The organism is Nonomuraea sp. C10, from assembly GCF_008017515.1.
Classification (GTDB): Bacteria; Actinomycetota; Actinomycetes; order Streptosporangiales; family Streptosporangiaceae; genus Nonomuraea; species Nonomuraea ferruginea.
In genome coordinates this window covers 4,208,862-4,223,794 of record NZ_VPFF01000001.1, presented here as the reverse complement: position 1 = coordinate 4,223,794, position 14,933 = coordinate 4,208,862, and the positions used below count along the sequence as shown (strand labels likewise).

Below are 14,933 nucleotides of genomic sequence, written 5' to 3'. Positions count from 1 at the left end.
ATACGAATTACGTTTGACCGCAGACGGCCTGATCCGGCGGCCGCTCCCGGAAAGCGGGCAGCGATGAAGCACCGAGCGTTATGGTCGGCCCTGATGGTCGCGGCCCTGGCCGTGGCCGGCTGTGGAAGCGCGACCCGGACGGGCACCCCGTCCGGGGACTCGCAGCGGAAGCTCGTGGTCTGGGACTGGAAGTCCGGTGAACCGGCCGCCGCGGCCTACGTCGAGAAGGCGAAGGCGGACTTCGCCCAGCGGCATCCGGGGGTCACCGTCGAGTTCGTCGCCCAGCCGTACGACCAGTACTACACCCTGCTCGGCACGGCGAGCCAGTCGGACAAGGCGCCCGACGTCATGCTCTTCAACGGGGGTGGGCAGATCCGTGACCGGGCCGGCACGCTCCTTCCGCTGGACCGGTACGTGGCCGAGGACAGGAGCCGGCTGGCGGGCTGGGACGCGTTCAGCGAGGACGGCAAGGTCTACGCCGCACCGGTGACCCTGCAGGGGCACCCGATCTACTACAACAAGACGCTCTACGAAGCGGCCGGCCTCGACCCGGCTGACCCGCCCAAGACCTGGCACGAGTTCGTCAGCGGCTGCGCCGCCATCAAGAAGGCGACCGGGGCCGCCTGCTTCGCGCTCGGGAACAAGGAAGGCTTCGGCATCCAGTTCTTCCTGTCGGGCCTCGGATCCGGGATCCTCACGCCCCGGGAGTACGACGACTGGATCGCCGGAAAGCGCGACTGGACCTCTCCCCACGTACGGCGGATCTTCGAGCTGTGGAAGGACGCCGGCGACAAGGGGCTGAACAACCGCGGCGCCAACTCCACCGCGATGTTCACCGACATCTTCACAGTCTTCGAGACCGGAAAGGCCGCTCACATCATCGGCCTGATGTCGGATATCGGGCACTGGAAGGACTTCGGAGAGTTCCTGCCGCCCGAGAAGATCGGCGTCATGCGGGCCCCGGTCGTCACCGACGGAGCCACCCCGAGCCTTCCGTATGACGGCGGCATCGGCTACGCGGTCGCGAAGGGGACGAAGGACCCCGCACTGGCCGCCGATCTGGTGCGAGCCCTGACCTCGACCGACGCCTTGACGGCGTTCTACGCCGAGGCCGGCGCGATCACGTCCGACACCACGATCGACGTCTCGCGGGCCGGCCCGGCCGCCACCGCGATCGTCTCTGAGATCAGGACCGGCAGGCCCGCCCTGCACGTGGCGCTGTCGTCCAAGACCCTGGATTTGATGGGACGGCTGTCCCAGCAGCTCCTGAGCGGGTCGGCCACCGTGGACGAGGCCGTGGAGCAGCTGGCCGCCTCCGACCGGACGGGCTGACCGCGTGCCGATCGGAGGCCCGTCGCCGCCGGCCCGGCCGGCCGGCGGAGCGGCCGTGAAGCGACGAGCCCGTACGGCAGCCGGCACGGTGCGCGCCGAGCGCCTCGCGCCCTACGTCCTGGTGGCCCCGGCCGTACTGATCATCGTGGCGCTGCGGCTGTGGCCGCTGGCCCTGGGAGTCAACTTCTCCTTCACGGGCGATGGCGAGTACAACGGAGCCTTCGTCGGGCCGGGCAACTACCTGGAGCTGGCCGGCGACCCGCTGTTCCACCTCTCGCTGCGCAACGTCGGGCTGCTGGTGCTGCTGCTTCCACTGGCGGTGGCGATTCCGGGTCTGCTCGCGACCTTCATCTATCTGCGGGTGCCGGGTCACCGGGTCTACCGCAGCGTCTACTTCTTCCCGGCCGTGCTCTCACCGGTGATCGTCGGCGCGATCTTCAACCTGATGCTCGGGTACGAGGGCCCGTTGAACTCCGCCCTCGCGGCGATCGGCGCCGGCCCCGTCGACTGGCTGGGCGATCCGGGCATCGCCATGTTCACGGTGGTCGGCGTGCACATCTGGGCGACGTTCGGGATGGCCCTGGTGGTGTTCCTCGCGGGATTCAGCACCCTGGACGCCTCGCTGCTGGACGCCGCCCGCGTGGACGGCGCGTCACTCCGCCGGACCATCTGGCACGTGATCATCCCGAGCCTGACCCGCACCATTCAGTTCGTCTTCGTGACGACGATGATCGGAATGCTGACGTCCATGTTCGGCCTGCTCTTCGTCATGACCAGCGGGGGCCCGGAGGGGTCCACCTACCTGCCGGAGTATTACATCTGGCACCAGCAGGGACAGATGAACCGGCCGGCGCTCGCCTCGGCCGCCTCGACGGTTCTCTTCGTCGTCATGCTCGTGGTGGGGCTCCTGCAGATCACCCTGCTCCGTCGCGCCGGGAGGCAGGACTGATGCCCAGGACGCGTCCGGCCAGGTGGGTGGCCGCCGTTCCGATGGCCGCTCTCGCGCTGGCGACGATCTATCCTCTCGTGTTCACCGCCAACGTCGCGATGAAGACCCGCCGGGAGTACGTCCTCGACCGGTTCTCCCCGGCGGGCTCCCCGCGGTGGGACAACCTCGCCGAGGCGTGGGCCGGCGCCGGAATGGCGGGATACTTCGTCAACTCGTTCATCGTCGTGGCGTGCGCCGTGGCCCTGCTGCTGCTGTTGGGGTCGATGGCGGGCTTCGCGCTGGCTCGGCTCCGGTTCCGCGGTTCCTCGATGATCTTCCTGGGTTGTCTCGCGGGACTGTTCGTCCCGTTCCAGGTGATCATGGTCCCGCTCACCAGGGTCATGGCCGACAGCGGGCTCATCGACACCTATCCGGGGCTGATCCTGGCCTACGTCGCCCAGTTCCTCCCGTTCACCGTCTTCCTGATGACGAGTCACTACAGGACCATTCCGGCGGAGATCGTCGACGCGGCCAGGATCGACGGCAACACGGTGTACGGCGTGTACCTTCGGATCATGCTCCCGCTGGGCGCTCCCGCGCTGCTGTCGGTCGGCATTCTCGACGCCCTGTTCTGCTGGAACGACGTGCTCATCGCCCTGCTCATGATGCCGTCGCCGGAGAACCGCACCCTCATGATCGGGGTCAACGCCCTGCGCGGGCAGTATTCCGGCGACATCCCCGTCTTCGCCTCGGGTGTCCTGATCGCCGCGGTGCCCGTGCTGATGATCTACCTGTTCCTCCAGCGCCAGATCACCGACGGGATCACCGCCGGCTCCACGAAAGGCTGACATGCGGATCACTGGCTATCGCACCATGACGACGGTCCAGGAATGGGGTCGTCCCGTCGGTGACGTCAACGGTGTCTTCGCCGACGGAGTCGTCCCGGTGCCGCTCGTCATGGTGGACACCGACGAGGGGATCACCGGCGTCGGTCTCGGGCCGCACGTGGAGATCGAGACGGTCTTCGCCGCGATCGAGGGAGAGGATCCGCGCGGCGTGACGGCGCTCTACGACCGCATGCTGCGGCGGACCTTCAAGGCGGGCCACGCCGGGGCCGTGTTCGGCACGATCGGCGCACTCGACACCGCCCTGTGGGACATCAAGGCGCGGGCGGCCGGTGAGCCGCTCTGGCGCCTGCTCGGCGGGCGCGACCGGGGGGTGCCCGCCTACGCCTCCGGCCTCGACATCGGCCTGTCCGACGACGAGCTCGTCTCCGTCTACCAGGTCTACGCCGGGCACGGTCTGCGCGCGGCCAAGGTCAAGGGCGGCCTCGACATCGAACGCGACCGGCACCGCCTCACGCTCGTACGGGAGGTCCTGACCGAGGCGGGGCGCGGAGCGCGGCCGGGCCTGATGCTCGACGTGAACGAGGCCTGGAACCGCAAGCAGGCGGTCCGGCACGTCTGCGAGCTCGAACGCACGCTGGATCTCACGTGGATCGAGGAGCCGGTGCGGCGGTGGGACGCCGACGGCCTGGCCGCGGTCGGCCGCGGGATCCGCGCCTCCGTCGCCACGGGGGAGAACCTCACCGGCCTTGAGCAGTTCCGCCCGCTGCTGGCCGCGGGCGCCGTGGACATCGTCCAGACGGCCGTCGTCTGGGGGGTGTCCCACTTTCTCCGGGTGTCCGCCCTCGCACACGCCCACGACCTGCCGGTCAGCCCGATCGGCGCCACGCCCGTCGCGCTGCTGCACGCCGCGACGTCGGTGCCGAACCACCTGGCCAGCGAGCTGCAGGATCTGCACCCGCCGCTCGGGCTGTCGCTCGACCTGTACGTCGAGGACGGCGCGTTCGTCCTCGGCGACTCGCCGGGTCTGGGCATCACGGTCGATGAGCAGGCGATCAACGCGTTCGCCCGCAGTCCGGACACCAGGGCGGCCGAGGGCCCCCACATCCGGCCGGAGCACGCCGGGCGGCGGCTGCTGGCGGTCGACGACCGCTCACCCGCGACGCGGTCTCCGGGATGAGCCGGAGCCGGGCGCCCGCCCGGATCAGGGGGACGAGAAGAGACGCTGCTGGATCTCCTTGCGGTAGTCGTCGAGCGTGTTGTCGATGTGCAGGGCCGCGGACTGGGCGGCCGCCTCGGGGTCGCCGGCGCGGATGGCCTGGTAGATGGCGTCGTGCTCCTCCACGGCCTTGGCGGCGTGCCCGCCGACCGAGCCGCGCAGGCCGATGAGGCTCGACTGCGCCTGCAGCCTGCGGGCCTCCCGCACGCCGACCTGGAGGAACATGTTGTGCGAGGCGGCGGCGACAGCGGTGTGGAAGGCGTCGTCGCCCTCGTTGAACAGCTCCTCGCGTCCGGTCTCGTAGCCGCGGCGGCACAGTCCGGCCGCTTCTTCGATGGCCCTCAGCTCGGCGGGCGTGGCGCGCCGGGCGGCCAGCCGGCTGGTCTCCATCTCCTGCGTCCGGCGGAACTCGAACAGCATGTAGACGTGGTCGAGGTCGGTCGGGAGGAAGAAGGCCCCCCAGCGCCCGGTGCCGAACATCCCCTCGTCGTCGGCCACGTACAGGCCGCGGCCCTTCTGGGCGCGTACGCGGCCGAGCGCGGAGAGGATCTTCACCGCCTCGCGCACCACGGTGCGGCTGGTGCCCAGTTGCCGGGCCAGCTCGTTCTCGGTCGGCATGCGGTCACCCGGACGCAGGCCGAGCCTGACGATCAGTTCCAGCACCTGCTCGGCGGCTACCTCGTAGCCCGGCCGGTATCCGCTCTCGCGCGGGGCCTCAGTCACCGTGCTTCCTCCTCGGCGTTCCCTGAAGAGTATGACGGAAGAGCCGACCCTCCACGCCTCCGGCACCGCCCAATAAGTACGACACATATGAACGGTTCATCCGAGAGTCGCGGGCGCAGACAAGCGTGGTCACCGGTGTTACCACTGGTGAAAGCGTAAAGCGGCGCCCCATGGTCGCACTCTCAGTGCGCGCATCGGGAAATAAGAAGGCTTAAGGGGTTGACGGGTATCCCTACTCCAAAGGTAATTAGGAGCGAGACCGGCGGTCCACGCCCGCTCGGCCCCGCAACGGCGTCACCTGCCTGACGACCAGGGCGTGACCTGGCCAAACGCCTACCCCCCGAAGGAACGACTGTGCACTTACCGCCACCCGTCACGATGCTCAGACCGGTCCTGATCGGCGTCGTCACCGCCGTGCTGGCCGCGGCGTTCGCCCTCGTCGCCCCCGCCACCCCGGCCCGCGCGGCCACCACGACCCTGTACGCGTCACCCGCCGGCACCGGCACCGGCTGCACCTCCAGCCAGCCGTGCTCGCTGGCCGCGGCGCAGACGGCGGTACGTTCGCTGAACGCCGGGATGTCCGGTGACATCGTCGTGGAGCTGGCCGGCGGGGTGTATCGGCTGTCCTCGCCGCTCCGGCTGACCGCCGCCGACTCCGGCGACAACGGCTACGTCGTCAGATGGCAGGCCGCGGCGGGGGCCGTCCCGGTCATCAGCGGAGCCAGGGCGGTCACCGGATGGACCCTGGCCGACTCAGCGAGGAACATCTGGCGCGCCAACGTCGGGGCCGGGATCGACACCCGGCAGTTGTACGTCGACGGCGCGCTCGCCACCCGGGCGCGCACCGCCGTCAACCGGTCCGACTTCACCGCGAGCAGCACCGGGATGAGGTTCACCAGCAGCGCGCTGAGCTACCTGAACAACCTCGCCGACCAGGGACGGGTGGAGATGGAGAGCGTCGGCTCCTTCACCGACCGGTACGCGCCGGTGCAGAGCATCAGCGGAAACCTCATCACGATGCGGCAGCCCGCCTGGAACAACAACAACTTCGGGTACGACACCTTCACCAGTCCGCACCGGGCGGGGCCGCTCCACCTGACCAACGCCTACGAGTTCCTCGACTCGCCGGGGGAGTGGTACCTCGCCCCCGCGACCGGCACCCTGTCCTACATCCCGCTCCCCGGGCAGAACATGAGCCAGGTCAGCGTGGAGCTGCCGGTGCTCCAGTCGCTGGTGCACGTGGGGGGAACCTACGACGCGCCCGCGCACCACATCACCTTCAGCGGGATCACCTTCACCGGCACGAGCTGGCTCGGCCCCGGCGTCAACCAGGGCTACGCGGACCAGCAGACCGGCGCCTACATAGCGGGCAACTTGAGCTGGCCCGCCTTCACCTCCTGCCACCAGGGCTGCCGGCAGTTCGAGGCGACCCGGCCGAACTGGTACCAGATGCCGGCCGCCGTGCAGGTCTCCGCGGCGAACACCGTCACCTTCACCGACTCGCGCTTCGTCAACCTGGGACAGACGGCCATCGGCATCGGCAACGACGCCAACGCGCACGCCAGCGGTGTCGGCCTGGGCGCCGCCGGCATCACGGTCACCCGGTCGGAGATCGCCCGCAGCTCGGCCGGCGGCATCGTGGTCGGCGGCGTGCGCGCGGACGCCCACCACCCGAGTGACCAGCGGATGGTCAACCGGGACATCACCGTCAGCCACAACCGCATCCACGACCTCGGCCTGGACCACCGGGGCGTCGTCTCGGTCCTGTCCACCTACGTCACCGGCACCGACGTGTCCCACAACGAGGTCTACAACATGCCGTACACCGGCATGTCGATCGGGTACGGCTGGGGCGCCAACGAGCCGGGCGGCAGCACCCACTACGCCGACCGCGGCCTGTACGACTTCCAGCCGCGCTACACCACGCCCACCGCCGCCTCCGGCAACCGGCTCGTCGGCAACTACGTGCACGACGTCATGCAGCAGATGACCGACGGCGGCTGCATCTACACCCTGTCGTGGAACCCGGGCGCGGTGATCAGCGACAACCACTGCCTGCGCACCAACGGCTGGTTCGGCATCTACTTCGACGAGGGCTCGCGGTACTACACCGTCAGGAACAACGTGCTGGCGAACACCGGCACCTGGGCCACCGCCAACTACTGGTACGGCGAGAACATGGGCGACTTCACCGTCACCGGCAACTGGTCGACCAACGGCAGCACCAACGTCACCAACGGCGACCGCGGCAACGTGGTGAACAACAACGTCACCGTGACCAACGGCGCCTGGCCGGCCGGAGCCCAGGCCGTGATCGCATCCGCCGGGCCCGGGGGGCAGCCCTCGGGCGGCACGAGCGCGCTGCGGGGCGTGGCGTCGAACCGGTGCCTGGACGTCAACGGCGCTTCCCAGGCGAACGGGGCGCAGGTGCTGATCTGGGACTGCAACGGGCAGGCCAATCAGCAGTGGACCGTGACCAGCTCCGGTGAGCTGCGGGTGTACGGCGGCAAGTGCCTGGACGTGAACGGGGCGGGGACGGCGGACGGCAGCGCGGTGATCATCTGGGACTGCAACGGCCAGAACAACCAGAAGTGGCGCCTCAACGCCGACGGCAGCATCACCGCGGTCGGCGCGAACAAGTGCCTGGACGTCAGCGGCGCCGGCACCGCCAACGGCACCAGGACGCAGATCTGGACCTGCCACGGCGGCACAAACCAGAAGTGGACCCGCGCCTGACGGGCCCCGTCTCCACCGCGGCCCGAGGCGGAATCCCGGGCGCCTTGCCCTGACTGGTCTTCCTGTCGCAGGAGGGAACACCCATGTCCCGACGTCCGTGGCTCACCTTGCTGACCACGATGGCACTCGTCACTTCAGGAGCGCTCGCGCTCGACGCCTCCCCGGCGAACGCCCTCGACATCCCGCCGTCCGACTACCAGCAGGTGTCCCTCGCGTCAGGTGGCGCCGAGCTGGGTGAGGCGATGTCGCTGGCCGTGATGCCGAACCGGTCGGTGGTGCACACGGCGCGCGACGGCACGCTGCGTGTCACCGACGCCACCGGCGCCACGAAGGTGGCCGGCAGGCTCAACGTCTACACCCACGACGAGGAGGGCCTGCAGGGAGTGGCGGTCGACCCCGGCTTCGCGTCGAACCGGCACCTGTGGATCTACTACTCCCCGAGGCTGAGCACCCCGAACGGCGACGCGCCGAGCACCGGCACGCAGGCCCAGTTCGACCAGTGGAAGGGCGAGCTGTACCTGTCCCGGTTCACCCTCAAGGCGGACGACACTCTCGACATGGCCAGCGAGAAGGTGGTCCTCCGGGTCCAGAACGACCGCGGACAGTGCTGTCACGTGGGCGGGGACATCGACTTCGACGCCGCCGGCAACCTGTATCTGACCACCGGCGACGACACCAACCCGTTCGAGTCGAGCGGCTACTCCCCGCTGGACGAGCGGACCAACCGCAACCCGCAGTACGACGCCCAGCGCTCGTCCGCCAACACCAACGACCTGCGTGGCAAGCTCCTGCGCATCAAACCGCAGCCCGACGGCACCTACACGATCCCCGCCGGCAACCTGTTCCCGCCGGGCACGGCGAGGACCCGGCCGGAGATCTACGCGATGGGCTTCCGTAACCCGTTCCGGATGAGCGTGGACAAGGCGACCGGCATCGTCTACCTCGGCGACTACGGGCCGGACGCGGGCGTGACCTCCTCCAACCGCGGCCCGAGCGGGCAGGTGGAGTTCGACCGCATCACCGGTCCGGGCAACTACGGCTGGCCGTACTGCACGGGCACGAACACCACGAGCGAGACCTACAACGAATGGAACTTCGCCACCAACAGCACCGGTCCGAAGTACGACTGCGCGGGCGGCCCGGCCAACAACTCCTTCCGCAACACCGGCCTGGCCACGCTGCCTCCGGCCAAGCCGGCGTGGATCCGGTATGCGGGGGACGCCGGAAGCCCGCCGGAGTTCGGCTCCGGATCGGAGTCGCCGATGGGCGGCCCGGTCTACCGTTACGATCCCGGCCTGGACTCGGCCGTCAAGTTCCCCCAGTCGCTCGACGGACGGTACTTCGCCGGTGAATACGGCCGGCGCTGGATCAAGGCGATCGAGGTGAAGCAGGACGGCGCGTACGGCGAGATCTCGGCGTTCCCCTGGACAGGGACGCAGGTGATGGACATGGCCTTCGGTCCTGACGGAGCCCTCTACGTCCTCGACTACGGCACCGGGAACAACAACCAGGCGCTGTATCGCATCGAGTACATCGGCGGCGCCAACCGCAACCCGATCGCCAGGGCGTCCGCCGACAGGACGTCGGGACCGGCTCCGCTCGCGGTGAACTTCTCCTCGGCGGGCAGCTCGGATCCGGAGGGGGGCGCGCTGACCTACTCGTGGAACTTCGGCGACGGCACCACCTCCACGGCGGCGAACCCGGGCAAGACCTACACCACGAACGGCGCATACACGGTGACGCTCACGGTCCGGGATCCGCAGGGTCTCACCGGCACGGCGAGCGTGACCGTGACCGTCGGCAACACCGCGCCGACGGTGAGCCTCACCACCCCCGCCCACGGGCAGCCGTTCTCCTTCGGGGACACCGTGCCCTTCCAGGTCACCGTCAGCGACCCGGAGGACGGCACGATCGACTGCGGCGGCGTCACCGTCGCCTACTTCCTCGGCCATGACAGCCACCGCCACCAGATCACCTCCACGACCGGCTGCTCGGGCTCCATCGCGGTGCCGGTCGACGGCGAGCACGACGCCGCGGCCAACATCTACGGCGTCTTCGAGGCCTCCTACACCGACCGGGGCGGTCTGACCTCCACCAGCGCCCGTACGCTCCAGCCGCGGCACCGGCAGGCGGAGCACTTCGGCGCCCAGCAGGGCGTCCAGACGGCCGACCACGCCACCGCGGAAGGCGGCAAGACGGTCGGCTTCACCGACGACGGCGACTGGATCTCCTTCCAGCCGTACAGCCTGGGCAGCGCGACCCGGATCACCGCCCGGGTGTCGTCGGCCGGCGCGGGCGGCAGGATCGAGGTGCGGGCGGGCTCGGCGACCGGCACGCTGCTGGGAACGGCGAACGTGGCGAGCACCGGCGGATGGGACACCTTCACCGACGTCTCGGCGAACCTCAGCGGCGCGCCGGCCGGCACGACGACGTTGTACCTGGTCTTCCGCGGCCCGACCGGACAGGGCTACCTGTTCGACGTGGACGCCTTCACCCTCGACACCGGCACCCCGCCCTCGGGGAGCACGAGCGCGTTCAAGGGCGTGGGGTCGAACCGGTGCCTGGACGTCAACGGCGCCTCCCAGGCCAACGGCGCCCTGGCGCAGCTCTGGGACTGCAACGGCCAGCCCAACCAGCAGTGGACCGCCACCAGCGCCGGTGAGCTGCGGGTGTACGGCGGCAAGTGCCTCGACGTGAACGGGGCCGGGACCGCGGACGGCACCGCGGTGATCATCTGGGACTGCAACGGCCAGAACAACCAGAAGTGGCGCCTCAACACCGACGGCAGCATCACCGCCGTCGGCGCGAACAAGTGCCTGGACGTCAACGGCACCGCCAACGGCACCAAGGCCCGCATCTGGACCTGCACCGGAGGAACCAACCAGCGCTGGACCCGCGTCTGAAAGGGACATCCCATGTTGCGACATCTGACCCCAGCCGCACCCGGGGGCGGCCGCAAGACCTCTGTACTGCGGCGCCTGTCAGTGGCGGTGGCCGCGATCACCGCCGCCGCGACGTTGATCCCCGCCATCCCCGCCCAGGCCGCCGCCTTCAAGGTGCTGGTGTTCTCCAAGACGGCCGGGTTCCGGCACGACTCGATCCCCGCCGGCATCCAGGCCATCCGCGAACTGGGGGCGGCCAACGACTTCACCGTCGACGCCACCGAGGACTCGACCGCCTTCAACGCGGCCAACCTGGCCCAGTACCAGGCGGTGGTGTTCCTCAACACGACCGGTGACGTGCTCAACGACAACCAGCAGGCCGCCTTCCAGACGTACGTGGACGGCGGGGGCGGTTCCGTGGGCGTGCATTCGGCCGCGGACACCGAGTACAACTGGCCGTATTACGGGCAGCTCATGGGAGCCTGGTTCGCCAGTCACCCGGCCATCCAGCAGGCCACCGTACGGAACGAGGACCGGGCGCACGCCGCGACCGCTCACCTGGGGGCGACCTGGTCACGCACCGACGAATGGTACAACTACCGCGCCAACCCCCGCCCGAACGTCCGCGTGCTGCAGAGCCTGGACGAGGGCAGCTACAGCGGCGGCAGCATGGGCGACCACCCGATCACCTGGTGCCACCCGCAGTCCGCCGGTCGCGCGTTCTACACCGGCCTGGGGCACACCCAGGAGTCGTACGCCGATCCGGCCTTCCGCACGCTGCTGCTCGGCGGGATCCGGTACGCGGCCAGGGCCGCCAACGCCGACTGCCGCCCGGAGACCGGGTACACGACGTTGTACAACGGCTCGACCACGGGCTGGTCGCAGGCGGGGCCGGGGTCGTTCACCGGCAACGACGCCACGCTGACCTCCCAGGGCGGCATGGGGATGCTGTGGTACAACGCCAAGGAGTTCCGCTCCTACTCACTCAAGCTCGACTGGAAGCTGACCGGCGACTCCAACTCCGGCGTGATCGTCGGGTTCCCGGCCACCAGTGACCCCGGCGCGGCGCTCGACACCGGATACGAGGTGCAGATCGACGCGACCGACACCCCGGACAGGACCACCGGGGCGATCTACGGGTTCAAGGCCGCCGACCTCGCCGCCCGCGACGCGGCGCTGAACCCGCCGGGGCAGTGGAACACCTATGAACTGCTGGTGGAGGGCGAGCGGCTGCAGGTGTTCCTGAACGGCAGCAAGATCAACGATTTCACCAACGCGGATCCGGCCCGCTCGCTCCAGCAGGGCCACATCGGCATCCAGAACCATGGGCCCGGCGACGTGGTGTCCTTCCGCAACCTCCGCGTCAAGGAACTGACCAGCACACCGGGCGGTACGAGCGCGCTGCGGGGCGTGGCGTCGAACCGGTGCCTGGACGTCAGCGGCGCCTCCCAGGCCAACGGGGCGCAGGCGCAGCTCTGGGACTGTCACGGGCAGGCCAACCAGCAGTGGACCGCCACCAGCGCCGGTGAGCTGCGGGTCTACGGCGGCAAATGCCTGGACGTGAACGGGGCGGGGAGCGCGGACGGCACCGCCGTGATCATCTGGAACTGCAACGGCCAGAACAACCAGAAGTGGCGCCTCAACGCCGACGGCACCATCACCGCCGTGGGCGCGAACAAGTGCCTGGACGTCAACGGCACCGCCAACGGCACCAGAGCGCGCATCTGGACCTGCACCGGAGGAACCAACCAGCGCTGGACCCGCGTCTGATCGGTCGGTCACCCGCCGGCGCGGCGATCCGCGCCGGCGGGTCTGTGCGCGGTCAGCGGTTCGTCCGGGCCAGGGCGGTCAGGAGTCCCTTGACCTCGGTCGCCTCGTAGAAGTCACGGTCGAAGGGGCCGATGATCAGCGGCCCGTCGTCGGGGAGATCGGGCAGCCGGCCGTGACTGCCCCGCACCGGCGCCGGGTCGAGCGGCACCACCCGCATCGTGTACCGGAAGCCCAGCTTCTTCCTGGCGAGCGCCGCCGCCGCGCGCAGCTTGACGAACGGATCGCCCGGGTCCATGAACAGCTCGGCGGGGTCGTAGCCGGGTTTGCGGTGGATGTCCACGAGCCTGGCGAAATCCGGGGCGCGGTCGTCGGAGAGCCAGTAGTAATAGGTGAACCAGGCGTCCGGCTCCGCCACCGCGACGAGTTCGCCGGCGCGTTCGTGGTCGAGACCGTACTTCGCCTTCCCTGCCTGGTCGAGCACCTCGTCGACGCCGGACAGTTCGGCGATGACGGCGCGGGTGCGGTCGAGGTCGCCGGGGTCGCGCACGTACACGTGGGCCACCTGGTGGTCGGCGACGGCGAAGGCCCGGGACGCCCACGGGTCGAGATACTCCATCCCGGCCTGGACGTAGACCTCCAGGAGGCCCGCGGCGCGCAGCGCCCGGTTGATGTCCACCGGGCGGGACACCGGGGTGATGCCGTATTCGGAGAGCACGACGACCTCGGCGTCCTCGGCCAGGAGCGGGGCCAGCGCGGCGTCGACGGCCCGGGCGGCCGCGATCGCCTCGGGACCGGCGGGGCCGTACCGCTGGAGGTCGTAGTCGAGGTGGGGCACGTAGACCAGCAGCAGATCCGGCCGTTCGCGGGCCAGGATGCGGCGGGCCGCCGCGATGATCCATTCGCTGGAGGCGATCCCCGCGTTGGGTCCCCAGTAGGTGAACAGGGGGAACGGCCCCAGCGCGGCCTCCAGGTCGTCGTGGAGTGAGGGCGGGCGGGTGTAGCAGTCGGGCGACTTGCGGCCGTCGGCGTGGTAGACGGGACGCGGGGTGACGAGCAGGTCGGCGGGCGCGCCCATCGCGTACCACCAGCAGACGTTGGCGGTGCGCAGGCCGGGCGCGGCGGTCCACAGCTGGTCGCCCTGGATGAGCGCGTTGTGCTGGCGCCACAGCAGCACCTCGCCGAGATCCCGGAAGTACCACCCGTTTCCCACGATGCCGTGGTCGCGGGGCATCGAACCGGTCAGCAGGGTGGCCTGCATCGAGCAGGTGACGGCGGGCAGCACGGGCCGCAGCGCGGCCGCCGAGCCCGCTTTCGTCACGTTCGGCATGTGCGCGAGCAGGCGCGGGGTGAGCCCGACGACATTGATCACGATCAGCGGTGCCATCACGTCTCCTTCAGCCCGAGGGCGGCCAGCTGCCCCCGCATCCAGTCGAGCTCGGCGGCGATGCCCTGCGCGACGTCGGCCGGCGCGCCGGGAAGCACGTGCCAGGTGTAGGTCTCCACCTCGACGTGCCTGGTCAGCGGACGCTCCCCGCCGAGCAGCGTCTCCAGCAGGTGCCGCAGGTAGGGGGCGCTGGTGGTGAGCGGAGGGGGCGGCGCGCCGTGCAGCGGGACGTGGAAGTGCACGCGCCAGCTCTCGTCCGCGGGCAGGCCGCCGGCCAGCGCCTCGCCCAGGTCGTCGGCGTAGCCGGTGGCGGAGCGCGTCTGGTGGAGGAACCGGGCCTCGTCGAACGCGGCCAGCGCCCGCTGCGCCCCAGGCGGCGCCACCAGGGCGCACGACGCCTGGAGCTTCACGATCGGCAACCCGGTGGCCGCGCCCGCGTCAGGGTCCTCGAAACCCACGGCCATGTGGCAGGCGTCCAGACAGAGGCCGAGGTGGTCGTGGTCCACGTCGCTCAGCAGGGCGCGCGCCTGCGACGTCGTCTCGACGACGCAGCCGGGCTCCGGCTCGAAGCCCAGCCGGATCACCTTGCCGGTACGGCTCGCCAGCGCCCGCAGGCCCTGGGCGACCGCGTCGAGATGGGCCGTCACCGCCGCCGCCTTCGCCCTCGTCCACCCGGTCCGCCAGGCGAGGGGAAGGGTCGAGATCGTGCCCTCGGTGACGTCGTCCGGCAGCAGCGCGGTGAGGATCTCGGCGAGCCCGAGCGTGTAGCGCAGCCGGTCCGCGTCGGCCCAGTCAGGGGCGTAGACGCGGTACTTCACGACCTCGTCGTGGAAGCCGCGGTAGGGGAACCCGTTGAGGGTCACGACCTCCAGCCCGAGCGCGGTCAGCCGCTCGCGCAGCGCCGCGAGCTCCCCGGGCCGGGCGGTGAGGTCCGCGGCGGCGTGCTGGGACAGCCACAGCCCGAGCCCGAGCCGCTCGACGCCGAGCAGGCGCCTGACCCGCGCCGCGACGCCGGACAGCTGAGCGTGGATGCCGGGGAGATCCTCGGCGGCGTGGACGTTGGTGCAGTAGGACAGATGCACCGTCGAGCCGTCCGGATGGCGCAGCCGCATGG

At 70.2% G+C, this 14,933-nt stretch carries 10 protein-coding genes; 7 read left to right on the top strand and 3 right to left on the bottom strand.

The features are described from left to right. The first annotated feature begins 93 nt into the window (after window positions 1-93). Genes FR742_RS19350 through FR742_RS19335 form a run of 4 tightly spaced genes read left to right on the top strand, consistent with a single transcriptional unit; the run spans window position 94 to window position 4,285 of the window. Complete coding sequence (locus FR742_RS19350) at window positions 94-1,332, top strand: ABC transporter substrate-binding protein (protein ID WP_222708982.1); 1,239 nt, start codon at window positions 94-96, stop codon at window positions 1,330-1,332. Between the two features lie 55 nt (window positions 1,333-1,387). Beyond that, on the top strand, window positions 1,388-2,281 hold the full coding sequence (locus FR742_RS19345) for a carbohydrate ABC transporter permease (protein ID WP_222708981.1): 894 nt from the start codon (window positions 1,388-1,390) through the stop codon (window positions 2,279-2,281). Beyond that, complete coding sequence (locus tag FR742_RS19340) at window positions 2,281-3,108, top strand: carbohydrate ABC transporter permease (protein WP_148032241.1); 828 nt, start codon at window positions 2,281-2,283, stop codon at window positions 3,106-3,108. The genes FR742_RS19345 and FR742_RS19340 overlap by 1 nt, the downstream gene beginning before the upstream one ends. A 25-nt stretch (window positions 3,109-3,133) precedes the next feature. After that, a complete protein-coding gene (locus tag FR742_RS19335; RefSeq protein ID WP_222708980.1) occupies window positions 3,134-4,285 on the top strand; it encodes a mandelate racemase/muconate lactonizing enzyme family protein in 1,152 nt (383 codons plus the stop codon). A 24-nt stretch (window positions 4,286-4,309) separates the two neighbouring features. On the opposite strand, the gene FR742_RS19330 is transcribed toward FR742_RS19335, so the two are convergent. Next, entirely contained in the window at window positions 4,310-5,047 is a 738-nt protein-coding gene (locus FR742_RS19330) for a FadR/GntR family transcriptional regulator (RefSeq protein WP_219552531.1), read from the bottom strand. Between the two features lie 378 nt (window positions 5,048-5,425). Between FR742_RS19330 and FR742_RS45880 the strand changes: the two genes are divergently transcribed. The 3 genes from FR742_RS45880 (at window position 5,426) to FR742_RS19315 (ending at window position 12,435) form a co-directional block, all read left to right on the top strand. Then, the gene (locus FR742_RS45880) at window positions 5,426-7,783 is read left to right on the top strand and encodes an RICIN domain-containing protein (RefSeq protein ID WP_148032238.1); all 2,358 of its coding nucleotides are present in this window, start codon (window positions 5,426-5,428) and stop codon (window positions 7,781-7,783) included. 83 nt (window positions 7,784-7,866) lie between these two features. Beyond that, entirely contained in the window at window positions 7,867-10,686 is a 2,820-nt protein-coding gene (locus FR742_RS19320; protein WP_148032237.1) for a carbohydrate-binding protein, read from the top strand. 12 nt (window positions 10,687-10,698) lie between these two features. Continuing rightward, on the top strand, window positions 10,699-12,435 hold the full coding sequence (locus FR742_RS19315; protein ID WP_148032236.1) for a ThuA domain-containing protein: 1,737 nt from the start codon (window positions 10,699-10,701) through the stop codon (window positions 12,433-12,435). A gap of 52 nt (window positions 12,436-12,487) precedes the next feature. Here FR742_RS19315 and FR742_RS19310 read toward each other — a convergent pair whose 3' ends face one another. Next, window positions 12,488-13,819, bottom strand: coding sequence for a nucleotide pyrophosphatase/phosphodiesterase family protein (locus FR742_RS19310; protein WP_148032235.1), 1,332 nt, complete (start codon window positions 13,817-13,819; stop codon window positions 12,488-12,490). Next, entirely contained in the window at window positions 13,819-14,931 is a 1,113-nt protein-coding gene (eboE, locus tag FR742_RS19305; protein ID WP_148032234.1) for a metabolite traffic protein EboE, read from the bottom strand. Before eboE ends, FR742_RS19310 begins: the two co-directional genes overlap by 1 nt. Between the last annotated feature and the right edge of the window lie 2 nt (window positions 14,932-14,933).

Bases quoted from the DNA above. Each gene is read 5' to 3' on its own strand.
- eboE (WP_148032234.1), bottom strand. From the start codon at position 14,931: ATGCGGCTGCGCCATCCGGACGGCTCGACGGTGCATCTGTCCTACTGC.
- FR742_RS19320 (WP_148032237.1), top strand. From the start codon at position 7,867: ATGTCCCGACGTCCGTGGCTCACCTTGCTGACCACGATGGCACTCGTC.
- FR742_RS19310 (WP_148032235.1), bottom strand. From the start codon at position 13,819: ATGGCACCGCTGATCGTGATCAATGTCGTCGGGCTCACCCCGCGCCTG.
- FR742_RS19315 (WP_148032236.1), top strand. From the start codon at position 10,699: ATGTTGCGACATCTGACCCCAGCCGCACCCGGGGGCGGCCGCAAGACC.
- FR742_RS19335 (WP_222708980.1), top strand. From the start codon at position 3,134: ATGACGACGGTCCAGGAATGGGGTCGTCCCGTCGGTGACGTCAACGGT.
- FR742_RS19340 (WP_148032241.1), top strand. From the start codon at position 2,281: ATGCCCAGGACGCGTCCGGCCAGGTGGGTGGCCGCCGTTCCGATGGCC.
- FR742_RS19350 (WP_222708982.1), top strand. From the start codon at position 94: ATGGTCGCGGCCCTGGCCGTGGCCGGCTGTGGAAGCGCGACCCGGACG.
- FR742_RS45880 (WP_148032238.1), top strand. From the start codon at position 5,426: ATGCTCAGACCGGTCCTGATCGGCGTCGTCACCGCCGTGCTGGCCGCG.